The organism is Gemmatimonas sp. (assembly GCF_046594945.1).
GTDB lineage: Bacteria > Gemmatimonadota > Gemmatimonadetes > Gemmatimonadales > Gemmatimonadaceae > Gemmatimonas.
This window is the reverse complement of record NZ_JBKJRB010000040.1, coordinates 30,682-57,065: the sequence shown is the minus strand read 5'-3', so window position 1 is coordinate 57,065 and position 26,384 is coordinate 30,682. Positions and strand designations below refer to the sequence as shown.

Here is a 26,384-nt window from a genome sequence, read left to right as displayed (position 1 = left end):
GTGATGCGGTTGCGGGTGATGCGCGCTCGGAGCACGCGTGCGGTGCACGCCATCGTCCGCTTGGGCGTGCGTGTCAGCGTCCGTTGGCTCTGTCGAATCGTGCTGCACCTGCTACGCATCGACGTGCGTACATTCGGTGTCCTGCCGCCCGGACCGGCGTTGCTGGTGGCGAATCACCTCTCGTGGATCGACATCGTAGCCATGGTGGCGCACTACGACTGCACCTTCGTAGCGAAGGACGACGTGCGCGAATGGCCAGTGGTGGGTGTTCTGGGCGAGGCACTCGGCGTGATCTGGATTGATCGGCGTCACAAACGCGACCTGCGGCGCGCCGTCGCCGTGCTCAGGGCGTCGTTGGAGCAAGGCACCCGGGTGGTGCTCTTCCCGGAAGGCACCACCACCAACGGTCGTCAGCTGCTGCCCTTTCGCTCATCGCTGGTGGAAGCGGCGGTGATCGCTGGCGTGCCCGTGGTCCCCGTCGCCTTGTCCGCGCACGCCGCCGATGGGCGAGGTGAGACGCTCTGCTGGTTTGGCGACGAGACGCTGCTGGCGCATCTGCCGCGCCTGCGTGCACTGCGACAGGCCACGTTTGAGATACGCGTTCTCACGCCGTTGCCCGCAGGACCGACTCGAAAAGTGCAAAGCGCAGACGCTCGAGCGATCATCGTGACCGCCCGTCGTCTAAAAGTGGGTCAGTCGGCGGTGGGAAACGGGGTCAGCGCTTTCGCGAAGCAGAACTTCCGACCGATGGAGAGCTCGGACCGCGAGATTGCCCGGTAACGCGCAATTTTTTCGGGGTAGCGCAGAATCGTGGACTCGTCGAATCCCATGCGCAGAAAGAGCGGCTCGGCCAGCGAAATGGCGAACACTTCGGGGTAGCCACGTTCTCTCGCCAGCTTTTCTGCCGCCGTAATCAGCCGCTGACCGAGGCCGTGACCCTGCGCATCGGGGGCCACCGCGAGCGACACGATTTCGACGAGCGACGGCGAATACTCGTCGAGCGCGACCTGACCCAGCAGCTTGCCGTCGGCGCCCCGGACCACCTGATAGTCCTGCAGGTGGCTCACCACAAACGCTTCGCTCCGATGAAGCGTGAGACCGTCGGGGGCAAACATGTTGTTGAGGGCCACAATCTCGGCCACGTCATCGTCGTGCGCGTGCATGACCCGCAGGGGCCACGCCGAGCGTTCCACGGCGGCAGTGTCCATCAACGCGACGCGTATACCCGCGTCTTGCCGGCCTTGTCGAACAGCACCACGTCGTAGGCGTCCTTCTGTGATCCCTGCTCCATACCCGGCGAACCCATCGGCATCCCCGGTACCGCCAGTCCGCGCGCGACCGGCTGCTCGCGCAGCAGCTTCTGGATGACGTCGGCGGGCACGTGTCCTTCGATCGCGTAGGCCCCGACTCGCGCCGTATGGCAGGATTGCAGGGCCGAGGGCACTCCAAAGGACGCCTTCACGCTATCCATGTCGGCGGTGTCACGCACGGTGACCACGAACCCGGCCTTCCGCGCATGGTTCACCCATTCGGTGCAACAGCCGCAGTTCGGGTCTTTATAGACCGTCATCGGCGGCAGGGCGGTGCCGGTCACCACTCGCTTGGGCGCTGGCTCGGCCTCGAGCACCCGAGCGCCGAGTACGGTGGCGAGCGACGCGACGCCGAGCTGGGCGGCAGCGAGAAGGAAGGCGCGCCGGTTTGGCGGGAGAGAAACGTCCGCTTGTTGGCTCATATATGGAGAAGTATAGCGAATTGGGTGGCAGGCGACTGGCAGGCGACGGCGACTGACGCAACGGAGACATTTACCAGATGGAGCGATGAAGAATCGCGCGTCCCCGTCGATACTGGACAGGGAACGGTTGCGCCCACTTGAAGTGGCGTGCCGAACGGGATATCCACGCGATGAAGCGGTTCGACGACGATGTCACCGTCTCGCCGGTACCCCTGATCGGAGCCTTGGCTCCATCGACTCGTTGCGATGTCGTCCTCTCTTGCTGATACCGTGCTCGGCCGCAGCCGTGTCGCCGCCGACCGCCTGCTGGGTTTGGTCCTCCTCGCCCATTTTCCGATCTCGCTGTTCCTGGCGACGATTCACGGCACCTGGACCACATCCTTCGCCTTCGCCCTGCCGATCTCGCTCGGCGCCTTCTGGCTGTCGCGATCGGCCGCGGGCTCGGCGCTCACGCGCATGGCTATTGGAGTGGGCTTCATGGCCTACTCCGCGGTCTTCATCCATCAGGCCCACGGAATGATCGAGGCGCACTTCCACGTGTTCGCCTCACTCGCGTTCCTGTTGGTGTACCGCGACTGGCGCGTCGTGGTGGCGGCGGCGGTCACGATTGCCGTGCACCACGTCGGCGTTCACGTACTCCAGACGATGGGGGCGGGCGTCTTTCTGCTAAATCACACCGTCGGCGGTCATGCCATCGTGGTCGTGCATGCACTGTTCGTAGTGTTCGAAAGTGCGATCCTGGTGTGGATGTCGCTGCAGTTGCATCGCGAGGCATCGACCACGCAAGACGTGTTCGAGTCGCTCGAGTCGTTGGGCGAAGGGCGCGTGGACCGCGAGCCGGTTGGAGATGGTGTGGCCGCGGCGGTGCGTACGGTGATCGCGGCCGTCCGGTCGCTCGATCATGGGGCCGCCGAACTTGGGTTGGCCGTGCAAGAACGTCGGGCGATGCGCTTCGACGAGCAGGTGCAGCTTCACGGGGCGTTCCAGTCGATGGCGACCCGTATGGTCGACGCGTCACGGACCGTGGAAGCGCTCCGCGTGCTCAACGAGCAGGATCAGGCGAACACCCAGCGCTTCCTCGACACGCTCACGCCGGCCATCGTCGCCATGCGTGACGGCGACCTGACAAGCGTGGTCGGGGGCGGATTCGGCAAGACGTACGACGTGACGGCGGCGGCGATGGACGGCGCTCTCGAGCAGTTACGGGATGCAATCGGGGAGCTTCGATCGGCGTCGGAGCAGATCGACGGAGCGTCGGGCGAGATCGCGAATGGTTCCGACAATCTGGCCCAGCTGACGTCGGCGCAGGCTGCTTCGTTGGAAGAGGTCAGCACCAGTCTGACCGAATTGGCTTCGCTCAGCCAGTCGAACGCGGCGGATGTCGGACAGGCCCGCTCGGCCACCGCCGACGCCAGCACGGCGGCCGGTGCCGGTGTGACTGAAGTGCAGCGCCTCATGACGGCGATGGACGAAACTCGTACGGCGGCGCGCGAAACAGCCAAGATCGTGAAGACGATCGATGAAATCGCTTTCCAAACGAACCTGTTGGCATTGAACGCGTCGGTGGAAGCGGCGCGCGCCGGTGACGCCGGTCGGGGCTTCGCGGTGGTAGCCGACGAGGTTCGGGCGCTCGCCCTGCGCTGTGCCGACGCCGCGCGCACTACGGCCGCACTGATCGATCAGGCGGTGCAGCGGGTGGAAGGCGGTGTGTCGATTTCGACTCAGGTGGACACCCAGCTGCGCGAGGTTTCGACGCGCATCAGCAGCGTGAACGCGATTATGGAGTCGATCGGGCAGGCGACGAGCTCGCAGCAAGAGGGCATCCGCCAGATCCGCGATGCCGTGACAGCACTCAATGGCACGGTACAGCATGCGGCGGCCAACGCCGAGGAGTCGGCCAGCGCGGCGCAGGAATTGAGCGCGCAGGCGCGGGCTCAGCGGGCCCAGAGCGAGCGGTTCGTGGTTGATGGCGCGTCGGCGCGCCGGTCGGGTCGACCGTCGGTCCGCCGAGTGGCGTAAGTCGAGTGGCGTGAGCAGGCCGGAGCGCGAGGGAGATACCATAGGCGGGCGAGACCATCCGGTCTCGCCCGCCTATGGCGTTGCCCACCATCGGGGAATCCCCGACGTGATCCGGTGATGCGCCTGACGGGCGCGGGGTGTGCCACGGCCTAGACTCTCCTCTCATGCCCCCCCTTCCACGTATCGCCAGAGAAACTCGATGACTTCCGCACCCAGCGTAGTCGCCCTGCCGGCTACGCCGCGCGTGTCGGCCGCGACGCTCGACCGGTTCTCGTACGATGACGACATCGTACGCAAGTTTTTGTTCGCCACGCTTATTTGGGGCGTGGTGGGCATGCTTGTCGGCCTCCTGATCGCGCTGCAGCTCGCCAGTCCCATGTTCAATTTCAACGTCGAGTGGCTGTCGTTCGGGCGCTTGCGTCCGTTGCACACGAATGCGGTGATTTTTGCCTTCGCCGGCAACGCGTTCTTCACAGGCTGCTACTACTCCACGCAGCGGCTACTGAAGGCGCGCATGTTCTCCGATGGGCTCAGCAAGTTCCACTTCTGGGGGTGGCAGGCCATCATCGTGAGCGCGGCGATCACGCTGCCGCTGGGCTTCACGCAGGCGAAGGAATACGCCGAACTCGAGTGGCCGATCGACATCGCGATCGCGGTTGTCTGGGTTGCGTTCGCGGTGAACTTCTTCGGCACGCTGATCCGGCGTCGTGAGCGGCACCTCTACGTCGCGTTGTGGTTCTACATCGCGTCAATTGTCACGGTCGCCATTCTCCACATCTTCAACAACCTGTCCATGCCGGCCGGGCTGTTCAAGAGCTACAGCATCTACGCCGGTGTGCAGGACGCCTTCATGCAATGGTGGTACGGACACAACGCCGTGGCCTTTTTTCTGACCACACCGTTTCTCGGCCTGATGTACTACTTCATGCCCAAGGCCGCCGAAGGGCCGGTGTTCAGCTACAAGCTGTCCATCCTGCACTTCTGGTCGCTGGTGTTCATGTACATCTGGGCCGGTCCGCACCATCTGCACTACACGGCGCTCCCCGAGTGGGCGAGCACCGTCGGCATGCTCTTCTCCGTCATGCTCTGGGCTCCGTCGTGGGGCGGCATGATCAACGGCCTGCTCACGTTGCGCGGTGCTTGGCACAAGGTCGCCACGGATCCGATCCTCAAGTTCTTCGTGGTCGGCATCACCGCGTACGGGATGTCGACCTTCGAGGGCCCGATGCTCTCGATCAAGAGCGTCAGCGCGCTGGCCCATTATACCGACTGGATCATCGCCCACGTGCACACGGGCGCGCTGGGCTGGAACGGTTTCATGACGTTCGGCATGGTGTACTGGCTGCTGCCGCGTCTGTTCCAAACGGAGATCTACAGCAAGAAGGGGATGGAGCTGCATTTCTGGATCGGCTCCGTGGGCATCGTACTCTACGTCGTCGCGATTTATAGCGCCGGCGTGACCCAAGGCCTCATGTGGCGCGCGTTCGACGAAACGGGACGCCTCGCGTATCCCGATTTCGTGGAGACCGTGATCAAGCTGCTCCCGATGTATTGGCTGCGTGTGGTCGGCGGTTCGTTCTTCATCGTCGGCATGTTCATCTTCGCGTGGAACATCATCATGACGTGGATGCGCCGTCCGGCGCGCTACGACGTGCCCGTGATCGAGGCGGCGCCACTGTCGCCGACGTACGTGGACGACAACCCGGCCGTGCCCGCCACGGGTCGCTGGGCGCGCTTCAACCAGGTGCAGTGGCACCGCGCGTGGGAACGCGCGCCGATGCTCTTCACCGCGCTCACCATTCTGGCCGTGGTGGTCGCTTCGCTGTTCGAGATTCTTCCTACCTTCCTGATCAAGTCGAACGTACCCACGATCGCGTCGGTGAAGCCGTACACGCCGCTCGAACTGGCCGGTCGCGACATGTACATCGCCGAGGGCTGTTTCAACTGCCACTCGCAGATGATACGTCCCTTTCGCTACGAGACCGAGCGTTTCGGTGAGTACTCGAAGCCGGGCGAGTCGGTGTACGAGCATCCGTTCCTGTGGGGATCGCGCCGCATCGGTCCCGATCTGGCCCGTGAGGGCGGGAAGTATCCCGACCTCTGGCACGTGCGCCACTTTGAGAATCCACGAGCGGTCACGGCGAAATCGATCATGCCAGCCTACGCGCACTTCCTGACCAAGACGATCGACTTCGAGCAGATCCAATCGCGGGTCGATGCGATGGCGATGGTCGGCGTGCCTTACGGCGACGCGCTGAACAGGGCGCCCGCGATGGCCCGTGAGCAGGCGAAGACGATGGCGGCGGCGATCGTGGAACAGGGCGGACCGCGGGGACTCGAGGACAAGCAGATCGTGGCGATCGTCGCCTACATGCAGCGCCTCGGTCGTGATATCAAGGTGCAGCACACTGCCGCCAAGGGGGCGCCATGAAACTCTCCGACATCATGAGCTACGCCGATCTCTCAAACTACGCCGAGATCGCGCTGGTCCTCTTCCTCGGCGTGTTCATCGCCATCACCATCCGCACGTTTCTTCCGTCACGGAGCCGCGAGCTGTATGAAGCCTCGCTGCTACCGCTCGAAGACGACTGTGTGATCACGCCCCGCACGAAGGAGGGCTGACCGATGTCGACCGACGACAGCACGGAGAAGAAGGACGACAAGGAGAACAAAGACTTCAAGTCGACGAATGACCGGCTCATCGAACACTCGTACGACGGCATCCAGGAGTACGACAATCCGATGCCGCGCTGGTGGCTGATGACCTTTGCCGGCACGATCATCTTCTCGGTGATCTACCTCTTCAACATCGGTCCCGTGGGTAACGGCAAGGGTCGTATCGCGGACTACGAAGACGACATGAAGGCGTTCGCAGCGGCGCACCCCGCACCCACCAGTGACGTGTCCGCCGACAAACTGCTGGCGATGGTGAACGACAAGGAGGAGGTGCACGAAGGCGGCGAGACGTTCACCACGTACTGCGCCTCGTGTCATCGCATGGATGGCGGCGGGCTCATCGGCCCCAATCTCGCCGACAATGCGTGGATGCACGGTGGACAGATCACCGACATCTACAAGACCATCACCAACGGTGTACTCGAGAAAGGCATGCCCGCGTGGAGCAAGCTGTTGAAGCCGAAGCAGCTCGAACAGGTCGTGGCTTATGTCGCGTCGCTGCAGGGATCGAATCCGGCAAACCCGAAGGCACCACAAGGAATACCGGTTACTCCGTGAGCCCAACCGCACCATCGGGCATTGGCAGTTCTACTCGGGCGAACACCCCCTCTGGACGCGTGCTCCCCACGCTCAACGAAGACGGTTCGCGTCGTTGGATCCGCCCGAAGCCCTCGCATGGCGCGTGGTGGAAGAAGCGACAGGTTGTCGCTTATCTGCTGATGGCCGCGTTCTTCGCCGCACCGCACCTGCGCGTATTCGGCAAGCCCGTGTTCCTGATGGACCTGCCGCGCCGTCAGTTCACGTTAATGGGCTACACCTTCCTGCCGACCGATACATTGCTGTTCATGCTCGTGATGGGCAGCGGGGTGATCGGCATTTTTCTCGTTACGGCGCTCTTCGGGCGCGCGTGGTGTGGCTGGGCCTGTCCACAGACCGTGTATCTCGAGTTCCTGTTCCGTCCGATCGGACGCTGGTTCGACGGCGGCTACACGGGCTCGCGCCATCTCGACAAACGGGGCTCGTGGTTCACGCCACGGCGCATCGCGAAGTACCTCACCTTCTTCGCGATGGCGCTGTTCGTGTCGCATACGCTGCTCGCCTTCTTTGTCGGCACTGATCAGCTGTATGGCTGGATGTCCAGCCCTCCGTCGGCGCATCCGACGGCATTCTTCTTTGTCGTGCTGTTCACCGGATTGGTGTGGTTCAACTTCACGTACTTCCGTGAACAGACCTGTCTCATCGTGTGCCCGTACGGCCGCTGGCAGGCGGCGCTGATCGATCGCCAATCGGTGATCGTGGCGTACGACTTCATCCGTGGCGAACCACGTGAGCACGCCGGCAAAACCCGTGATCCGCACGCGGGCGATTGCATCGATTGTGGGGCGTGCGTGCAGACGTGCCCCACCGGCATCGACATTCGTCACGGCCTGCAGATGGAGTGCGTGCACTGCACGCAGTGCATCGATGCCTGCGACGACATCATGACGAGAGTCGGCAAGCCCACCGGACTGATTCGCTTCTCGTCACAGGACGCCATCGCCGGCATGCCGCGGCAGTTGTGGCGCATGCGTACGATTCTCTATCCTGTGGTACTCAGCCTCCTGATCGGTACACTCATTGCCGCCCTGTTGTTGAAGGAGTCGGCCGATCTCACCGTGCTGCGCGGCGGACTCGACGGCCCGTTCACCGAAGAGGCCGACGGACGTGTTTCGAACCAGATTCGTATCAAGATCACCAATCGTCGCGGGGCGGCCACGGCGTACACCATCACACTCGACGGACTCACTCCAGCGGGCATGCGCTCCGACGAGATCACCGTCGTGGCGCCGGAGAATCCGCTCCGCGTCGACGCCGGCGCCACGCGCACGACGAGTCTGTTCGTGCTCCTCCCGCGCCGTGCCTTCGCCAACGGTGAGCGTATGATCACACTCAGTGTCACCGATGGCGGTCGCTATCAGGAGTCGGTGGACTATCGACTCCTCGGCCCGGTCGGCAACGCTTCAACCGGTAAATTTCCATGAAAGCGGGCATGGGCTGGCCCATCGGCATTACCGCGATTCTCGGGGCAACGGTTGCCGCGAACCTCGTGATGATGCGGATTGCGAACAACGATCCCTCATTCTCGGTCGAGCCAGACTACTACAGGAAGGCGGTGTTCTACGACTCCACGATGGCGCAGAGCCACCGCAATCTCGATCTCGGCTGGGGTGTGCACGCGTTCGCGGACTCGATCGTGCAAGGGAAACCCACGCGGCTGCGCCTGGTGCTGCGTGACGAGCAGGCGTTGCCGTTGCTCGGCGCTACAGTCGAAGCGACCGTGCTGTTCAACGCGCGTGCCAACGACCTGACCACGGCCACGCTCACCGACGAAGGCGCCGGCGTGTACACGGCCACGCTGCCGATCAACACGCCCGGCGAATGGGAAGTGCGCGTGAACGCCACGCGTGACACGTCGCACTTCACGTCGAGCCTACGCATAACCGCCGTGCGCGCTATCGTGCGCGCCGCCCCGACTGCGAGAAGCGGACCCGAGTGATGATCGGCACGGCATCGGGCATTCTACTGGCGAGCCTGGTGGGGAGCGTACACTGCGCCGGCATGTGCGGGGGCTTTGTGTGCTTCTACACCGGCTCCGCCAGTGGCACCGACGCCGCGGCACTGCGTGCGCATGCGATGTACAACGTGGGACGTCTCACGTCGTACCTCACCCTTGGTGCGATTGCCGGCGCGATCGGTGCCGGTGTGTCCTCGTTGGGCGCCATGGCCGGCCTGCAGCACGCGGCAGCGGTCGTGGCCGGTGTTCTGATGATTGGATGGGCGCTCAGCGCCATGGCGGCCCAGCGGGGCGTGCGGCTGGGCGTCCGGCGTATGGGCGTCCGGCGGCTGGGCGTCCGGCGGCTGGGCGTCCGGCGCGCGCCGGAGGCGTGGCAGCGTGCCATGGGTCAGGTGCTGCACGCAGTGCGCGAGCAGCCGATGGCCACGCGCGCGTGGCTCACGGGGCTGTTGACCACGATGCTCCCCTGCGGCTGGCTCTATGTCTTTGTGGCGACTGCCGGGGGCTCGGGGAGCGTCCGCGCCGGCGTGCTCACCATGGCACTTTTCTGGCTCGGTACCGTCCCCGCTTTGCTGGCCGTTGGACTCGGTGCCCAACGGTTGTTCGGTCCCCTCCGCCAACGGCTCCCGCTGCTCAGCGCCGCGTTGGTGCTCGTGATGGGACTGCTCTCGATCTCCGGACGCTTTTCGATGCACCACGCCGGAGCGGCCACCATCGGCGCCGACGCGCCGTCGGCTCAGGCGGCCGACGCCCACCACGGAGCGCTACCGTGAGTATTGCCGTGAGTACCGCCGTGAGTACCGCCGTGAGTACCGCTGCCCGTCCGGCACCCGGTGCCACCGATCTGCGGTGCACGCACTGTGGTCTGCCGGTGCCCGAGGGTTTGCGGGAAGACGATGCTGCGCGACAGTTCTGCTGCCACGGCTGCCAGACAGCGTTCGGCATGCTGCACGCGCACGGTCTCGATTCCTACTACGGCTTCGCTGAACGGCGCGAAGCGCCCGTACGGGCATCTGGGCGCAGCTTCGACGAGTTCGATCATCCGGCTTTCGCAAATCTCTACGTGACCGCGCTTCCCAACGGCCTCTCTCGCACCGAGCTCTATCTCGAGGGTGTGCATTGCGCCTCCTGTGTGTGGCTGGTGGAGCGCGTGCCGCTGCTGGTGCCCGGAGTGTTGCGAGCCGAGCTCGATGTGAGACGGTCCTTGGCGGTGATCGAATGGGACATCACCTCGGTGTCGCTGTCTCGCATTGCGCAGTCGCTCGACGCGTTGGGCTATCCGCCGCACCCGTTTCGCGGCGTCGCGCGCGCTGCAATGCGCAAACGCGAAGATCGCGCCATGCTCGTACGCATCGGCATTGCCGGCGCCATTGCGATCAACGTGATGCTGGCTGCGCTCGCGCTGTATGCCGGCGAACTCGACCCGATGGACGCCGGACTCACGCGCTTCTTCCGGTGGGTGAGTTTTGCGATCACAATACCGGCGTTCGTCTGGCCGGGTCGCGTATTCTTCACCGGCGCCTGGGTGTCGGTGCGCGCGCGCGCGTTGCACATGGATCTGCCGATCGCGATCGCGCTCGCCGCCGGGTTCATTCGTGGCGCGATGAATACGATCTCCGATTCCGGACCGATTTACTTCGACGGACTGGCGTTGCTGATTTTTGCCCTGCTCGTGGGGCGTTTTCTGCAGCAGCGCGGACAGCGCATGGCCATCGACGCCGCCGAAGAGCTGCATGCCATCGCGCCGACCACAGCGCGCATCATCGAAAACGATGCGGTGCGCGACATCCCGAGTGAAGCGCTGCTGCCGGGTATGTTGCTGGATGTGCGCGCGGGCGAGTCCTTCCCCGCCGACGGCGTGGTGATGGGTGGGCACTCGAGCGTGAATGCGGCGTTGCTCACCGGTGAATCACGTCCGGCATCAGTGACGGTGGGTCAGATGGTGTACGCCGGTACGTTGAACATGGAATCGCCGCTACGCGTGCACGTAGAGCAGGCCGGCGAAGCGAGCCGGATCGCGACGCTGATGCGACAGGTGGAGGAGAGTGCGAAGCGACGCGCGCCCGTCGTACAGCTGGCGAATCGTATGGCCGGGCGCTTCACCGCGATCGTGCTCGTGATGGCGGTGACGACGTTCGTCGTCAAGTCGCAGCGATCGGCGGCGCATGCGCTCGATGACGCGATCGCGCTGCTGATCGTCACCTGCCCCTGTGCGCTCGCGTTGGCCACACCGCTCGCGATCACCGTAGCCGTCGCGCGTGCAGCTCGTCGCGGCATGCTCATCAAGGGCGGCGACGCGCTCGAGCTGCTGGCAACCCCGGGCATTCTCGTACTCGATAAAACGGGCACCATCACCGAGGGACGCACGGCACTCACCGTCTGGCATGGTCCGGATTGGGTGAAGCCGTTGGTCCTCGCGCTGGAAGACGGATCATCGCATCCGCTGGCCGATGGCTTTCGTCGTGCCTGGCCTGACCTGCCATTGGCGGCAGTGTCCTCATCACGCCATATCGCGGGTGGCGGTCTTCAAGGCACTGTCCATGGCCACGAGGTGCGCATCGGGTCGCCGCGATTCGTACGCGAATCGACCATCGACATCGATGAATCACTGCATCGTGTGATAAATGACCTCGATCGCACACTGACCCCGGTCCACATCGCGATTGATGGCGTGGTCGTTGCTATAGCTGGTCTTGGCGACCGGGTACGCGATGACGCGCTCGACTCGCTTCAGCAGTTGCGTGGACGCGGATGGCGGACCGTGATGCTGAGCGGTGATACCCAGGACGTGGTTGCGTCGGTGGGCCGGGCGCTTGCCTTTGAAGTGCAAGACTCCATCGGCGCAGTCTCGCCCGAAGGGAAGCTGGCGTTTGTTGAACAACTGAAGGCCACCTCAGGACGCACGGTGGTCATGGTGGGCGACGGCGTGAACGATGCCGCGGCCATCGCCGCCGCCCACGTAGGCATCGGCGTGCACGGCGGCGCGGAAGCGTGTCTCGCCACCGCCGACATCTATCTCACGCGCCCAGGACTCGGCGCGCTGGTGGAACTCACCGAGGGGTCGCGGCGCACGTTGCGTGTGATTCGCCGCAATATCGCCCTCTCCATCGGATACAATCTCGTCGGCGCCAGCCTGGCCGTGTTCGGTCTGCTCACCCCGCTTCTCGCCGCGATCCTCATGCCCACGAGTTCGATCACCGTCGTGCTGGGCTCTTGGTACAGCACCACCTTTGCTCGATCCACCACCACGGAGTCGGTCTCATGAGCGTCATCTATATCGTATTGCCGCTGGCCCTGATCATTGTCGGAGGCGCGGTGTGGGCGTTCGTATGGAGCGCCAAAACTGGGCAGTACGACGATCTGGAGACGCCGGCCGTGCGGGTGCTCCACGACTGACCGGCCGCGGGTGCAAACGTGGGGGGCTACAGGGAAGCTTCTGGGGCAAACGGGTATGGGCTGCCGGAAGCGGTGCTCCGGATGGTGAAGCGAACTGGGCCTTTACCCCTGCCGGTATCGGAGCGCCGCTTCCCAAAGTGGCCCACCCGTTCGCCCCCATACAGCTTCCGCGCGGATATCGCACGTGCGCACCCGTGGCCCGGTCTTACGAACGCCGCGATTTCACGCAACATTACCGCGATGAGTAATGCCCAGACAAGTTCCCATCGGGATGGACCGGAGCGTCGCCACAACCCGCGGTTACGCGAGTTGGTGGACGAGATGCTCGCTTCCATCCGTGCCGCGGCCAATGTCGACCTGTGGACGCCAGAAGAACGCAACCGCTGCGAGGCCGACATGGTCCGCATCATGCAAACCGTGCGGACCCACGCCGTGAACGGCGACACGCCCGCGCGATCGACCTAGCCGGCCACCACGCTGCACTCGCACGACGATAGTGCGCTGCACGCGCATCTCGACGCCATCTGCGCCGAAGGGTGGAGCCTCTGGGAGCACTTCGAGCACCACGGGCGCGACCGTGACTTCCATTCATTCGTGGCCGCCGACTACGATGCGGTCCGGGCGGCCTTATTGGCCCACCGCGTCCCTGGAGCACGCTTCCTCGAATGGGGTTCGGCGACTGGCGTCATTACCGTTATGGCCGACCTGATGGGTTTCGAGTCGTACGGCATCGAACTTGATACCGCGCTGGTCACGACCGCACGCGCGCTCGCGGCGCGCTTCGACTCACGAGCGCAGTTCGTGACCGGTAGCTTTCTCCCCACCGGCTACAAGCGGCTCGGTGGCGGCCACGACTCCAACACCATCGGCAACGGACCCTCGGGCTACCTGCAGCTTGGCCGCGCCCTCGACGATTTCGACGTGGTGTTCGGCTATCCGTGGGATGACGACGCCCCTCTCATGCACGACCTTATGCGACAGTACGGACGACCGGACGCCTTGCTCCTGCTCAACGACACCGAGGTCGGCGTACGCGCCTTCCGTGGCGGTCGCGCACTGACGTCCCCTCGGTGATGGTCCCCGGGACGCCTCGGTCGACCGGGCTTCGTCGCGAGCTCGGCGTACTCGCCCTCGCCTCCACCGGCATCTGCTCGATGGTCGGTGCCGGTATCAACATCGTGCCGTTCGCCTTGCAACGCACCGTTCCGGGCATCGGCGACTGGGTGTTGGTGGCGTACGCCCTTGCGGCCATTCCCGCCGTGCTGGCGGCGCTTTGCTACGCCATGCTAGGCAGCGCGATGCCTCGCGCCGGTGGTTCGTATGTCTACGCCAGTCGCGCGATCGGGCCGTACGCCGGCTTCCTCGCCAGCTTCTCGCAGTGGTTCGGACTCTGCATCGCGATCGGCGTGGTGTCGTACGTGATCCCACCGTTTCTGCGCGATATCGCTGCCGCCGCACAGTGGACGGGGGTGGCCGCCATGCTCGACCAACGCCCGCTACGACTGGGGCTCGCACTGCTGTTCTTGTGGACGTTCGTGTTCGTCAACCTGCGCGGTGTTCGCGCGGTAGCGAACACGCTGCTCCCGCTCATGCTGCTAATGTTCGTGTGCGGTGGTCTCGTTATCGTCACGGGATTCTCGCACTCGGCCAGCGAATACGTAGCGTTGCTCGAGGCACAGCAGCGCGCGCTGCCGCCGGAACCGGCGCGCGCGTCGTTCTGGGCCGTCGTGCCACCGGCCGCCGCCATTCTCTTTTCCAGCTTCATCGGCTTCGACGCTATCGCCCAGGCCGGCGGTGAAGCGAAGAACCCGTCGCGTTCCATTCCGCTTGCGATCGGCCTCACGATCGCGATGGTGGGCACGTTCTACTTCCTCTTCACGGCCGCCGTATATCATGCGGTCCCTTGGTGGCACGTCGCGGCAGAGAGTCGCGTGCGCGATGTCACGGCGCCCGGATTGCTATCCGCACTCACGTCCCCCGTCGTGGCCATCATCATGGTGTCGGGCGCGGCCGTGTCGCTCATTAACGACTTGCCGGGCATGCTGCTCGGCGTGTCACGCTTGTGCTTCGCCTGGGCGGAGGACGGCGTGTTTCCGCAGGAGCTCGCTGCGGTGCACACGCGTTACGGCACGCCGCACGTGGCGTTGTTCGTCTCGGCGATTCTCGCCACCGTCGGCATCTTCGGGAGCCACCTCGCTGGTGATTTCTTTCTGGGCGTGGACATCCTGGTGACCGCCATGCTGGTGAACTTCATCTTCATGGCGCTCTCGGTCCTGCGACTGCCGGCCCGCAATCCATCGCTCGCCATGGCCATGCGTGTGCTGCCGTCGCGCCCGCTCCAGGTCGTAGTGGCAAGCACCGCCGTGGTGCTGCTGTCCGTGCTGCTGGTGGTCCACACGTGGCGCGATCTCCATGCCACGGTGTCCGTGTGGTATGCACGCTCTACGCCGGTATGGGTCATCGTGATGGTGATCGGCAGCGCGATCTATTGGCGCGAAACCCGTGCCCTCGCCCGCCGCGGTGGCGACCTGCGCGCGATCACCGCCGAGCTTCCTCCCGAATAATCCACTCGCTGAAACGGCGACTGAGCACCCCGATGACGACGATTCCCCGCTATACGCTGGCACCCGGTCTCGAGATATCCCGCGTCCTGACCGGCCTGTGGCAATTGGCCGACATGGAACGCGACGGCCGCGTGTTTGATCGCGATGCGGCTGCACACGCGATGAGCGAGTACGTCGAGCGCGGGTTTACCACATTCGATATGGCCGATCACTACGGATCGGCCGAAGAGGTGGCCGGCATTTTCCGGCAGCAGATACAGGGTGATGTCGCAGTACAGTGCCTCACCAAGTGGGTGCCGGAGCCCGGACCCGTCATCGAACGCGATGTGCGCGCCGCCATCGACCGGGCGTGCGCACGACTACGCACCGACCGTATCGATGTACTCCAGTTTCACGCCTGGACCTTCGCCGATCCGCGATGGCTCGATGCCTTGTGGTATCTGGAGGCCGAACGCGACGCCGGACGTATCGGCGCAATCGGTCTCACCAACGTGGACACCGCACACTTGCGGGTGGCCATCGCCAGCGGCATTCGCATTGCGACGAATCAGGTCAGTGGATCGCTGCTCGACACGCGCTTCACCGCCACGCTCGCGCCGTATGCGCTGGCGAACGGTGTGGGGCTGTTGTGTTATGGCACATTGTTGGGTGGATTTCTGAGCGAGCGATGGCTCGGCGCAACAGAGCCCGACTGGGAGTCGCTGAGCACTTGGTCGCTGCTCAAGTATGGCCGGTTCATTCGCGCGGCCGGTGGCTGGGCGCCATTCCAGGAATTGTTGCGTGCGGCGCAGGGTATCGCCGCCAAACACGGCATATCGATTGCCGGCGTGGCCAGTCGCTGGGTGCTTGATCAGCCCGGCGTGGCGGGCGTGATCATCGGCGCGCGTTTAGGGCAGTCGACGCATGTGGCCGATACGGCGAAGCTGTTCTCCTTCACGATGGACCACGACGATCATCGTGCGCTCGCCGAGGCACAGTCGGCGCTCACCGCGATCCCCGGCGACTGTGGTCACGAATACCGCTACCCGCCCTATCTCACGGCCAGCGGAGACCTCAGCCATCATGTGTCGCAGTTCCCGGCGCCATTCGCCACGCGCCCTGGGGTGAATGGACGTACGCTCGCACTCAGCGGAACGGTGTGGGAGCCTATGGCGGGGTACAGTCGCGCCGTGCGCAAAGGCTCTCAGATCACCGTGTCGGGCACGACTTCCACGCATGGCGATCGCCTGATCGGCGGCACCGATGCAGCCGCGCAAGCGCACTTCGCCATCGACAAGATCACCGGCGCTATCCAGTCGCTTGGCGGCACGCTCGAAGACGTGGTACGCACTCGCGTGTTTGTGTCCAATGTGGCGCACTGGGAGGCGGTCGCCCGCGCCCACGGTGAGCGCTTCGGCCACATTTTGCCGGCGAACACTTTGGTCGAGGCACGGCTTGTGGGCGCCGAATATCTAGTGGAAATCGAAGCCGACGCTATCGTCACTGAATCCTGAACATCCTTCACTCCGGACTTGCCTCTATGACGCTCCGCACCCACTGCCATTCGCTTGCCGCTGCCGCGCTCGTGTTGTCGGCTGCCGCTTCACCGGTTTTTGCGCAAGGCAAAGCGGCCGATCCGCTCACAGCCGAGATCGAAACGCGCCTGACGGCCGTGATGCCCAAAGTAGTATCGTGGCGTCGCGACATCCACGAGCATCCCGAGCTGTCGAATCAGGAAGTGCGCACCGCAGCCCTCGTTGAGAGGCACCTGCGCGCGCTTGGCCTCGAGGTGACAGCGAATGTCGGCAAGACAGGCGTGGTCGGCGTGCTGCGCGGGGGCAAGCCGGGACCGGTGGTCGCGCTGCGCGCCGACATGGATGCGCTTCCGGTCACGGAGCTCGTGGACCTGCCGTTCAAAAGCAAAGTTCGCACGATGTACAACGGCCAAGAGGTCGGCGTGATGCACGCCTGTGGGCACGACAATCACGTCGCGATCATGATGGGCACGGCCGAAGTGCTCGCCGGGATGAAGGACCGCATTCCCGGCACGGTGAAGTTCATCTTCCAACCGGCTGAGGAAGGATTGGGCGGTGCACAGGCGATGGTGAACGACGGGGCACTCGAGAACCCGCGTCCGTCGGCAATCTTTGGCCTGCACGTATGGCCCTCAGCGCTCGGATCGCTCAGCACGCGCGCCGGTGGTTTCATGGCGGCCGCCGACCAGATCGACATCGTCGTGAAGGGGAGACAGACGCATGGCTCCGCACCCTGGTCGGGCGTCGATCCAATCGTGATTGCGGCGCAGATCGTGATGGGCCTGCAAACCGTTGCGAGCCGGCAGATCGACGTCACGTCAGCCCCGGCCGTGATCACCATCGGCATGATTCAGGGCGGCAATCGCGGCAACATCATTCCCGACAGCGTGGTGATGATCGGCACGATCCGCACCTTCGACCCCGATATGCGGAAGGACATTCACACGCGCGTGAAGCGCACGGTGGAAGACATCGCACACTCCGGCGGCGCGACGGCACGGGTGAGTCTTTCCATCGGTGGACTCATCACGCAGAACGACGCGTCACTGCTGGAGAAGATGACGCCCACGCTGCAGCGTACGGCGGGCGACGGCGGTTTCAAGACTATCAACCCGGTCACGGGCTCCGAAGACTTCCCCGCCTTCACCAAAGACATTCCGGGATTGTTCTACTTCCTCGGGGTGGCCCCCATGGGCATGGATCAGAAATCGCAGGCGGCGAATCATTCGCCGTTGTTCTTCGCCGACGAAGCCGCGTTGCCCACCGGTGTGCGCGCCATGGCCAATCTTGCGGTGGACTATCTCAAGAGCGGCGGGATCGCCACCGCCAAACCAGCCATGAAGCAATAAGGCCGACTCAGCGCACCCTACGCTTCAACGAATGTCTCCGAGTAAATCAACCAGCCCATTTCGCTGAAGTGCCACTGGGCGGTGTAACTGCCACCCTGCTCGTGCATGCCTGATGTGAGGCGCCACCGGCCGACCCAGCGACCGCGTTCAGTGGCGCGCAGCGGCTCCGTCTGCGTGACCCGCTCGATCGTGCGCACGTAGGTCACGAACGCACGATCGGCAAACTGTTCAGCGAAGGCCGCGCGCGAAGCCGCACGCCCATGGAGTGTGGGGCCGCCGGCTACGCCGACCACGATGTCCGGCGCCATGAACGCTACCGTACGGTCGGCGTCATGCGCGGCAATCGCCTGATTGGATTGCGCGCGCAATTCACGAATCTGCGTGTCGCCCATCATCACATCGTCGTGCGCTTCTTCGTCTTCACATACTGGTCGAGCCACGCTGTCATCTCGGCGAGCGCCTGTCCCACGCTTTCGCGCGCGCGATAGCCGTGTGCTTCACCGGGAAGCTGCACGTATCGCGTGGTTGCCCCGTTGCCCTTGAGCGCGTGATACATCCGTTCACTTTGGATGGGATACGTGCCGGTGTTGTTGTCGGCCATGCCGTGCACCAGCAGGATCGGATCCTTGATCTTGTTCGCGTAGGTAAACGGTGACATCGCACCGTACAGCTCCGGCGCATCCCAGTAGGTGCGCTCCTCCCCTTGGAAGCCGAACGGCGTGAGCGTGCGATTGTAGGCGCCGCTTTCCGCAACGCCAGCGCGGAACAGTCGCGTATGTGCCAGTAGGTTCGCCGTCATGAACGCGCCATACGAGTGCCCGCCAACACCGATGCGATCGCGGTCCGCGACGCCCATCGCCACAATCGTATCGACGGCGGCCTTCGCACTGGCCGTGAGCTGCTCCACGTACGTGTCGTTCGGCTCCTTGCCGTCCACGCCGACGATCGGCATGGTCGGGTTGTCCATCACGCCGTAGCCCTGCGTCAGCATGAAGAGATGCGACGCGCCGCTCGGCCGCACGAAGCGATACGGCGAGCCCACCACCTGCGACGCCGCTTCACGCGAGCGGAACTCCAGCGGATACGCCCACAGGAAGAAAGGCAACGGGCCATCCTTTGCCCTGTCGTAACCGGCCGGCAGATAGATCGTGGCCGATAGCTTCACACCATCGGGACGCGTGTAGGTGATCAGCTGACTGGTGACACCAGCGAACACCGGAGCCGGATCGGTGAACTGCGTGAGCGGACGCGGTGCGATCGTGCGCACGAGATCGCGCACGAAGTAGTTGGGTGCGTCGGCCTTCGACTCGCGGCGGGTCAGCGCAACGGTGCCGTTGGCATCAAGCATACCAATGGGCTGCTCGTAGTACGGCGCGGCGCTCTGGAACAGCCGCGTTTTCCGTGCCGTGATAAGGTCGAAGCGGTCCACGAACGGACGATCGCCTGCTGAACCGGCGCCCAAACCGCTGAGGAACGCGACGTTCTTGTCGGGCGTCGTCAGCAGCACCGTCTGTCCGCGCGCGTCGCGCATGGTCAGGAAATCACCAGGATCGGCGTAGCGATCCTCGCTGGAGCGTTCCCAAAGCAACCGCGGCGCCTTGGCCCCCGACGGATCGATGATCCACGCGCGCGACTGGCGCGTCTTGCCTTCGTTTTCGCGCGCGATGGCGAGTCCGGGCGTACTCCATGTGATGGCGCCGGCGCGCCAGCTGGTTTCGAGCAGCGTTCTCGGCGTACCGGTGAACGGCGCCTCCAACAGCGCGATGCGGTCGCGCTTGTCCGCCTTCGAATCGCTGTCGCCGCCATCGAGCGCTTCGATCCACGCCAACGTCGCATTCACATCGCGACGCCACTGCACATTGCGAATACCGGCCAGTGCGCCGTTGCCGCCCCACGGCACGCGCTCGATGAGCGGACGGCTCACGATCGACTTCACGACGGCACCGTCCATCGACCACACTTCGGTGCGCGTCGGGAAGTAGTTGAGTGGTACCGTATACGAGAAAGGTCGCGACAGCGTGCTCACCAGCAGGAAGCGGCCATCCGGCGACGCGCTCACATCGGTGCGTAGGCCGGGCGCACCGAGTGTCTTGATCGTGCCATCGAGCGACACGAGTGCGAGCTGCGCCGTGCCGTAGTGCGCAAAGATCGCCTCGTCGAACGGACTCTTGAGCAGATCCTGATACGTGGCGGCGCGATCGCTCCGACCGGTGAGCGCCTCTTGAACGATCGGGCCTTCCGGCGCGGCTGTCATGGCCGGGGCCGCGCCACGAAGTGCTGGCACGAACGTGCAGGCGAGTGACACCGTCGACACCCACGAACAGGGACTACCGAGAATGGCCGTGAGACGTTGCGACGTGAGCGGTTTTGCCTGGGCCGTCGCGACATCGGCGATCCACAGCGTAATCGCATCGTCGTTGGTCACGGTGAACGCAATCTTTTGTCCGTCGGCAGACCACGACACGTTTTCGATGCTGCTACCGGCAGGAATCGACGCCTGAATCTTGCGCGCCGCGCCGCCCGTGACCGACTGCAGCGACAGTCCCGTATAACTCTGGCCACGCGTGGGGCCACTGGTCTTCGGATCGAAGCGCAAACCCGCCAATCGATACTCGAACGCGGCGACTTCACTGATCGGTGGCAGGGCCGGACGTTCCAGAAGCAAGAGCCGCTGACGATCGGGACTCATCTGCACCAGCGGTGTCGCCGGCTGATCGAGAATTTGTGCGATCGGTGGCGGCGGCTGCCGGTACTGCGCCTGCACCGTACGAGGCGCGATGGACGGCGCCAGCAGCACGAGTACCGCGAATGGCGGCAGGCGACGCGAGGCAACGTGATGTGATGCGACGTGACGCCGCGAGCGAGAGAAAAAAGTCACACGTTTCCCGATGATCAGAGTGGACCTGCAAACTGCATGAGCGATCTCCGCTACCGGAGCGTCATCACTAACCCATTGTGCGCCTTGATCACGCCGGCCCGCTGAATGTCAAAGCCGTTCTCGTGGCAATACAACCCCATCTGCCGCACGTCCATCAGTTCGCGATAGCCGTGATTCATCCAGTCGGCCATGAGATGGTAGAACACTCGCGACTTGAACTGATTGCGCGGCGTGGTCATGACCACCTTGCCGCCCGGCTTGAGGAATCGCCGGTGCATCTCGAGGCACTCGGCCTTGTGTGAATCCGGGAAGTGTTCCAGCAGCCCAATCGACACCACAACATCGAACTCCCGTCCGTATTGTAGATCGCGAATGTCGGCGACCTCAAAATGGATCGGCATCTCGTCGCGATACCACACGCGCTGATGTCCAGTGGTCGGGTCGACGCCCAGAAACGGATAGTCGAGGGGAAACTTGCCGAAGCGCTCGGTGGCGCAGAAGGCATCGTAGTCCACCAGCACGATCTCGCCGCCCGGATACATCGCCGCCAGCTGCATCGCCTCGTAGCCATCGGCGGCCCCAAGAAACAGAATGCGCGGCTTCTTCACGTCGAGTCCGGCGAACAGCGCACGCTTGCCGCGGGGATCCCACACCGCGTCTTCCACGCGCATGATCTTGTTCCAGACGGCAAGGTAGGTGATGTCCTGCAGCGCCTCCTTCGCGTCATGCAGTTCCATACGCGACAGCGCTTCACCGAACTGCGCCTTGGCCTGTTGCTGCGCTTCGGGCACGTCGGTCAGGAAGAACTGATGAAACGCCGTATTGAACAGACGCCAGCCGTCGCTGATGGGCAGCGGGTGCTGGTGCTCCTGCTCGTAGCTCTTCCACGCACTCGACCACTTCTCGGTGCGATACGGTCGGCCCACATCGCGCCACGTCAGCCTCGACCAATCCATCGCGCTGACGTCGTTGAACAGGTCGGGGGCCTGATCGCGCAGATCGATACGGAACTGACCGGTCAGCTCATGGTGACCAATATCATGACGCGCACGACGCGGCCGTCCCCAAGGGCGACCGGTCTGAGCAGGAAAGGCGCGCGTACTGGCCGCGGCGGTTTCGGGGGCGATCAGCGTAGCCATACGAGACCCGGCATGAGAATGTCGACCTGTGGAGTCTGGGTTCTCGGCGGTCCGTGCGCCAGTGTCGGCTTCACCGTTTGCCGTATGGTTGAGACCGACGACCGCTGCTATCGCCGCTGCGTCCCCGTGGTGTCGGTCAGTGCTCGGAGGAACCGGACCAGCGACCGCTTCTCCGGCGCGGTGAGCTTGAGTGGCGTCGAGGGGAGCGTCTGATGATCCAGCTCGACGCCGATCCCTGCTCCTCCACCGCGATCGTAAAAGTCGAGCACCGACTCCAGCGTGGGGTATGCGCCATTGTGCATGTATGGCGCCGTCAGGCTGACGTTCCGCAGCGTCGGCGTTCGGAAGGCATACTTGTTGGGAGCGGCAATCGCGATCCGATAGCGACCCACATCGGGATCGACACGACCGCCGGACGTCACGGCGCGTATCGGCACACCGAGCACCTCCACCTCCGTCTTTTGGAACATCGGTGGCACGGTCCCATTCGTCAGCGGTAGGAAGTGACAGGTCGCGCACTTTCCCTTGCCCACGAACACGTTGAAGCCCGCGCGCTCATCGGCGCTCAAGGCGGCGGTGTCACCACGGAGGGCGCGATCCACCGGCGACGCCATCGCGTTCAGACCGCGGAGATAGGCCGCCAACGCGCGCCGGATGCGCGCCGCCGTTACGAGTGAGTCGCGACCGCCGGGCGGGCTCGGGAAGGCCACACGAAACCGCGTGGCCATTGCCGTGTCCGCTCGCAGCAGCGCCGCGACGTCGGCGAGACGCGCATGCATCTCATTGGGGCTCTGCACGACCTCGGTGACCTGATCCTCGAGGTAGGTCGTGCGCAGGTCGCTGAACGAGCCGACCTGCAGGCCGATGTTGATCACTGTCGGCGTGTTGCGTGGAAGCGGCTGCCCCCGACGGCCTGGGCTGGCCTTCAATCCATCCGTGAACGCCCGCTCGGGGATGTGGCAGCTACTGCAGGCGAGCGAACGGTCACCCGAGAGGCGCGCATCCCGAAAGAGCGTTCGACCCAGGGCGAGGCGGACCTCGGACTCCGCTCGGACATCGAGTGGTGCGAACGCGAGCGGGTCGAACGCCTCGGCATCGAACAGGGTGGCCGCGTCTTTGCGGAACGCGCGGCGCTCGTCGGGCACGCCAATGCCGAGGGCCGCGCGCTGCGCGTGCAGCGCACGCGCGAGCGGATTGGCGAAGCGAACGATGAACGCGAGATGATCGAAGGAATCGCGATCGGTCCCTGCCAGCAGCACCCCCCGGGCGCCGGTCAGCAGCGAGTCCACGGTATCCCAACGCCCTACGGTGTTGCGGTACGGGCGCAGCGTCTGCGCAATCCCCTCGAGTGTGGCCTCGGCTTCAGCCAAGGACTGTCCGGCAACCGGTGAATCGAACCCGGTAATGCCGAGCGTAGTGATGCGGGCCACTTCGAGTTTGGTCGCATCCCACACGCGATCGTCAGTCACACGTTGTGCGCCGATCATGGTGCGCGCGCGCGTAAGAATCTGCTGCAGGGCACGTACTTCCTGTCGCAACTCCGCACGCTCCAGCATCGGCGCCTCACCGAACAGGATCTCCTCCACCACCTGAAATCCGGTTGGCGGCGTCACGATGTCGGGCCCTTCCTCCTCCTCCACGTGTGGCAGCGCCGCGCCATTGAGATCGCGTGACGTCGTTGGGGCGTAGTACTCCAAGGCGAGCTCAACGCGCTTGAATGCCATGCGCGCGGAGATGAATGCCGCCCGCGCACGTTCGACATCGGCATCGGTGTCGAGAGCGAGCACAATGCGGTCGAGCGTGTCGACGCGCGCAACCAGCGTATCCATCTCGGCCCGCCAGATAGCCGCCGTTTGCATAGCACGCGGATCGCCGTTCGTGGTTCCGCCGTTCGTGGTTCCGCCGTTCGTGGTTCCGCCGCTCGTGGTTCCGCCGCTCGTGTCGGCGGCGGGCGTTGGGTTGCGACACGCGGCGAGCGAGAGAAGGCTCGCCGCGATCACCATCTGAATTCGCATACGCCGTACGCTACTCGAGAGCAGCAGTGAGCATTAGCGCGGCAGCCCCTTCACGAGCACCAACTGGCTGGCCTGATTCTCAGTGGGGCGCACGGTACCACCATCCACACCCTGATACTTTGCGGCACGCCACGAGTGCGGCTGCAACGATAGCATGAACGTGTTCTCCTGACCCAACTCAGTCGAGACATCGACCATGGCACCGTACTCCCAGCCGGCCTTACCCGCTGGACGTCCACCGACGGCATTGTAGATGGCCGCATCGGTCGCCGTGCGACGATGATCGAGTTCGATCACCGGACGAACTTCCTTGGTCGCGATGTTGTACTGGTAGATGTAGCCGTCGTGCGTCTCGTCGCCGTAGCCGTTGTCATCTTCCTGCGCATACACATAGTTCGTGCCAACGTAAATGTTGTCGGGGTTCTGGAACAGCTTGGCGGGACCGTTGCGATCGTCACCGTCCAGAACCAGTTCGAGCGTGCCGCTGAGCGGGCTGCGCTCGTCGAGCTTCACGCGGTACACGCGACCGTACTTGCTGCGGCTGTAGTCGGCGTTCACGCCGGCGTTGTTCTGACCCGTGACCGTGAAGTAGATCTCGCGGCTGTTGGCCGCGGAACCCTTCCGATAGTCGACATCTTCCACGCGAGCGAAGCGCATCGCGTTGACCGTGACGGTGGCCAGATTGATCTGTCGGCCGGTCAATGTCTTTTGGTTCGCGATCTGCCGGAACTGGACGGGATAGCTTTGGCCGACGACCATGTCGCGCTCACGCGTATTGTTGTCGGTACGCGCCAGCACATACAAATTGCCGTTGTCGAGATCGCCGACGGTATTCGATACGTACATGGCAAGTTGACCGCCTTCGGCGCTGGAATCGTCGTCGCCGATCAGAATGACCGTGCGATTCGGATAGGCAATCGTGGGCAGTGGGAGCGACTGCTCCGAGTTCCATCGACCGAGGCCGGCGAGGTAGCGGGGTGTGTTGGCCGGAGCCGACGGATCGACCGCGAGAATCTCCGACTCTTCGTTGCTTTCGCCGTTGGTGAGGAAGAGCGGGCCGAAGCCGTGCGTTTCCGGCGTCGCCAACGTGGCCGAGCAGAGTCGATAGCGACCCGCCGTCGAGTTCACGATGTAGTCACCGGAGATCGGCTTGAGGGTGGCATCGAACTTCACGCGTGATACCGCGAAGTTGTCTTCGTGATTCACCAGCACCGTGAAGCTGCCGTCAGTGTTGCGCGTGAATCCAGCCCCATCGGCCGACCCGCCGAACACGTAGCTTGGCGAACCGGGGAGCTGATCATCACTGCCGATCAGGCTGTAGATCTCGACGCCGGAGATCAGTGACTGCGCCAACACCGGTGTGACCGACTGATTCTTGAGCGCGATGGGCGCAAGGGGCTTGATGTCGGTACCGGCGTCGTCACGGCACGCCGCCACGAACAGGCTGCACGACGCGGCGAGCGTCCGGGAAGCGAAGTTGGAAGGAATGCGCATGCGTCCTGCGTCCTCGATGTGTGTAATGCGTAGCGAATGAAACGATCGACATCGTGATCGTATCGGACGCCGGACATACGGGGGGCGAGGCGACAATTCCCTCACGCTTGTGTCACCGAACGGTCACCGAGCGGTCGCAAAACGGCGAAAGGCGTGCCATCCGAACGGGTGAATAAATCTGTGTCTCGGCGACGACGCCGCGTTCTACCGCCGCCGCAGCTCGCCTCAGCTCAGGCCGAACTCTTCCCGCGCCTGACGCGCCGCCCGGTGCTGGGCATCGTCGGCACTGAGCGCGGCTCTGAGCGCGTTACCGCTGGACTCACCGCTCACCAGCGCCAGCGCGTCTTCCCGGCGCGCCAGCAGCGTCCAGAACTCGCCGGCATCGGGACCGGCCCCTTCGTCGGCCGGCAGCAGCGCGTACATCGCCTTGTACATCATCGAGAAGGCGAAGAAGATCGCAATCATGTCGGGGAGCACCAGCACGAGCCGCGTGATCGCGTTCACGTTCGCGACCTGATCATTGAACGCCGGCGTATTGAACGGGGCGACCACCATACGGAAGTTGATCACATAGTTCACTGCGCCGGCGCCGAGATTGGTCACACCGATCAGCAACCCGGCGCGCTTCATCACTTTCCGTACAGTCGGTTCGTCGAGCAGCCGATCCAGCTGCAGCTCGCGCTCGGGCGAATCGGGCCCCAGCCCCTGCAGCGCGATCGAGCGCGTGACGGGAATGCCCACGAACGCCGTCACGCCGAACACGACGAACGACAGCAAATAGCTGGTGCTGTCCTTGAACGCGAACAGCGCGCCATCCACGTACCAGAACGCCAAGGCCCCACGCATCACCGCCGACAAACCGACGAAGGTGGTGATGAAGTTGAACCGACGCGTGATCACGAACAGGTCGAGCATCACCCACACCACCGGTACGAACGCCGACAGCAAGTACGCGTTGAGCGTCCCGAGCGGGGCGGTGCCGTACTTCAGGATTACCACCGGCGCGACGGCGCCGATCAGGATATCCAGGGCGAGCTTGAGGGTTTTCGACATG

23 protein-coding genes are annotated in these 26,384 nt (G+C 64.2%); 15 read left to right on the top strand and 8 right to left on the bottom strand.

The window, feature by feature from the left end; all coding sequences use genetic code 11:
• The first annotated feature begins 42 nt into the window (after window positions 1-42).
• Complete coding sequence (locus ACLL97_RS04875) at window positions 43-780, top strand: lysophospholipid acyltransferase family protein (RefSeq protein WP_411279355.1); 738 nt, start codon at window positions 43-45, stop codon at window positions 778-780.
• Here the strand turns inward: ACLL97_RS04875 and ACLL97_RS04870 are convergent.
• Together ACLL97_RS04870 and ACLL97_RS04865 are read right to left on the bottom strand one after the other, a co-directional pair.
• Complete coding sequence (locus ACLL97_RS04870) at window positions 693-1,208, bottom strand: GNAT family N-acetyltransferase (RefSeq protein ID WP_411279354.1); 516 nt, start codon at window positions 1,206-1,208, stop codon at window positions 693-695. The two genes, ACLL97_RS04875 and ACLL97_RS04870, sit on opposite strands and share 88 nt — an antisense overlap.
• Window positions 1,208-1,732: a DUF411 domain-containing protein gene (locus ACLL97_RS04865; RefSeq protein ID WP_411279353.1), complete on the bottom strand. Its 525-nt coding sequence runs from the start codon at window positions 1,730-1,732 to the stop codon at window positions 1,208-1,210. The genes ACLL97_RS04870 and ACLL97_RS04865 overlap by 1 nt, the downstream gene beginning before the upstream one ends.
• 246 nt (window positions 1,733-1,978) lie before the next feature.
• Between ACLL97_RS04865 and ACLL97_RS04860 the strand changes: the two genes are divergently transcribed.
• From ACLL97_RS04860 to ACLL97_RS04795, 14 genes are all read left to right on the top strand, one after another.
• Window positions 1,979-3,751 carry a methyl-accepting chemotaxis protein gene (locus tag ACLL97_RS04860; RefSeq protein WP_411279352.1) on the top strand — a complete coding sequence of 591 codons (1,773 nt, stop codon included), beginning with the start codon at window positions 1,979-1,981 and terminating at the stop codon, window positions 3,749-3,751.
• A gap of 199 nt (window positions 3,752-3,950) precedes the next feature.
• Entirely contained in the window at window positions 3,951-6,182 is a 2,232-nt protein-coding gene (ccoN, locus tag ACLL97_RS04855; protein ID WP_411279351.1) for a cytochrome-c oxidase, cbb3-type subunit I, read from the top strand.
• On the top strand, window positions 6,179-6,373 hold the full coding sequence (locus ACLL97_RS04850; protein ID WP_411279350.1) for a cbb3-type cytochrome oxidase subunit 3: 195 nt from the start codon (window positions 6,179-6,181) through the stop codon (window positions 6,371-6,373). Before ccoN ends, ACLL97_RS04850 begins: the two co-directional genes overlap by 4 nt.
• A gap of 3 nt (window positions 6,374-6,376) precedes the next feature.
• The gene (locus ACLL97_RS04845; protein WP_411279349.1) at window positions 6,377-6,985 is read left to right on the top strand and encodes a cbb3-type cytochrome c oxidase N-terminal domain-containing protein; all 609 of its coding nucleotides are present in this window, start codon (window positions 6,377-6,379) and stop codon (window positions 6,983-6,985) included.
• On the top strand, window positions 6,982-8,448 hold the full coding sequence (gene ccoG / locus ACLL97_RS04840) for a cytochrome c oxidase accessory protein CcoG (protein ID WP_411279348.1): 1,467 nt from the start codon (window positions 6,982-6,984) through the stop codon (window positions 8,446-8,448). Before ACLL97_RS04845 ends, ccoG begins: the two co-directional genes overlap by 4 nt.
• Window positions 8,445-8,963 (top strand): FixH family protein, encoded by a 519-nt coding sequence (locus tag ACLL97_RS04835; protein ID WP_411279347.1) that lies wholly within the window; start codon window positions 8,445-8,447, stop codon window positions 8,961-8,963. Before ccoG ends, ACLL97_RS04835 begins: the two co-directional genes overlap by 4 nt.
• Window positions 8,963-9,754, top strand: coding sequence for a sulfite exporter TauE/SafE family protein (locus tag ACLL97_RS04830; protein WP_411279346.1), 792 nt, complete (start codon window positions 8,963-8,965; stop codon window positions 9,752-9,754). Before ACLL97_RS04835 ends, ACLL97_RS04830 begins: the two co-directional genes overlap by 1 nt.
• Complete coding sequence (locus tag ACLL97_RS04825) at window positions 9,751-12,246, top strand: heavy metal translocating P-type ATPase (protein WP_411279345.1); 2,496 nt, start codon at window positions 9,751-9,753, stop codon at window positions 12,244-12,246. Before ACLL97_RS04830 ends, ACLL97_RS04825 begins: the two co-directional genes overlap by 4 nt.
• A complete protein-coding gene (gene ccoS, locus ACLL97_RS04820) occupies window positions 12,243-12,377 on the top strand; it encodes a cbb3-type cytochrome oxidase assembly protein CcoS (RefSeq protein WP_411279344.1) in 135 nt (44 codons plus the stop codon). Before ACLL97_RS04825 ends, ccoS begins: the two co-directional genes overlap by 4 nt.
• A gap of 312 nt (window positions 12,378-12,689) precedes the next feature.
• Complete coding sequence (locus tag ACLL97_RS04815; protein ID WP_411279343.1) at window positions 12,690-12,842, top strand: hypothetical protein; 153 nt, start codon at window positions 12,690-12,692, stop codon at window positions 12,840-12,842.
• A gap of 129 nt (window positions 12,843-12,971) precedes the next feature.
• Window positions 12,972-13,451, top strand: coding sequence for a hypothetical protein (locus ACLL97_RS04810; protein ID WP_411279342.1), 480 nt, complete (start codon window positions 12,972-12,974; stop codon window positions 13,449-13,451).
• A complete protein-coding gene (locus ACLL97_RS04805; protein ID WP_411279376.1) occupies window positions 13,451-14,941 on the top strand; it encodes an APC family permease in 1,491 nt (496 codons plus the stop codon). Before ACLL97_RS04810 ends, ACLL97_RS04805 begins: the two co-directional genes overlap by 1 nt.
• 32 nt (window positions 14,942-14,973) lie before the next feature.
• Complete coding sequence (locus ACLL97_RS04800; RefSeq protein WP_411279341.1) at window positions 14,974-16,434, top strand: aldo/keto reductase; 1,461 nt, start codon at window positions 14,974-14,976, stop codon at window positions 16,432-16,434.
• 26 nt (window positions 16,435-16,460) lie between these two features.
• Window positions 16,461-17,804 (top strand): amidohydrolase, encoded by a 1,344-nt coding sequence (locus ACLL97_RS04795; protein ID WP_411279340.1) that lies wholly within the window; start codon window positions 16,461-16,463, stop codon window positions 17,802-17,804.
• A gap of 17 nt (window positions 17,805-17,821) precedes the next feature.
• Here the strand turns inward: ACLL97_RS04795 and ACLL97_RS04790 are convergent, their stop codons facing one another.
• The 6 genes from ACLL97_RS04790 to ACLL97_RS04765 form a co-directional block, all read right to left on the bottom strand.
• Window positions 17,822-18,244: a YybH family protein gene (locus tag ACLL97_RS04790; RefSeq protein ID WP_411279339.1), complete on the bottom strand. Its 423-nt coding sequence runs from the start codon at window positions 18,242-18,244 to the stop codon at window positions 17,822-17,824.
• The gene (locus tag ACLL97_RS04785) at window positions 18,199-20,682 is read right to left on the bottom strand and encodes a prolyl oligopeptidase family serine peptidase (protein WP_411279338.1); all 2,484 of its coding nucleotides are present in this window, start codon (window positions 20,680-20,682) and stop codon (window positions 18,199-18,201) included. The genes ACLL97_RS04790 and ACLL97_RS04785 overlap by 46 nt, the downstream gene beginning before the upstream one ends.
• A gap of 50 nt (window positions 20,683-20,732) precedes the next feature.
• The gene (locus ACLL97_RS04780) at window positions 20,733-21,821 is read right to left on the bottom strand and encodes a methyltransferase domain-containing protein (protein WP_411279337.1); all 1,089 of its coding nucleotides are present in this window, start codon (window positions 21,819-21,821) and stop codon (window positions 20,733-20,735) included.
• A gap of 107 nt (window positions 21,822-21,928) precedes the next feature.
• Window positions 21,929-23,836: a cytochrome c peroxidase gene (locus tag ACLL97_RS04775; protein WP_411279336.1), complete on the bottom strand. Its 1,908-nt coding sequence runs from the start codon at window positions 23,834-23,836 to the stop codon at window positions 21,929-21,931.
• Between the two features lie 33 nt (window positions 23,837-23,869).
• Window positions 23,870-25,330, bottom strand: a complete 1,461-nt coding sequence (locus ACLL97_RS04770) for an alkaline phosphatase PhoX (RefSeq protein WP_411279335.1) — start codon at window positions 25,328-25,330, stop codon at window positions 23,870-23,872.
• 225 nt (window positions 25,331-25,555) lie between these two features.
• Window positions 25,556-26,383 carry a VC0807 family protein gene (locus ACLL97_RS04765; protein WP_411279334.1) on the bottom strand — a complete coding sequence of 276 codons (828 nt, stop codon included), beginning with the start codon at window positions 26,381-26,383 and terminating at the stop codon, window positions 25,556-25,558.
• Window position 26,384 lies beyond the last annotated feature (1 nt).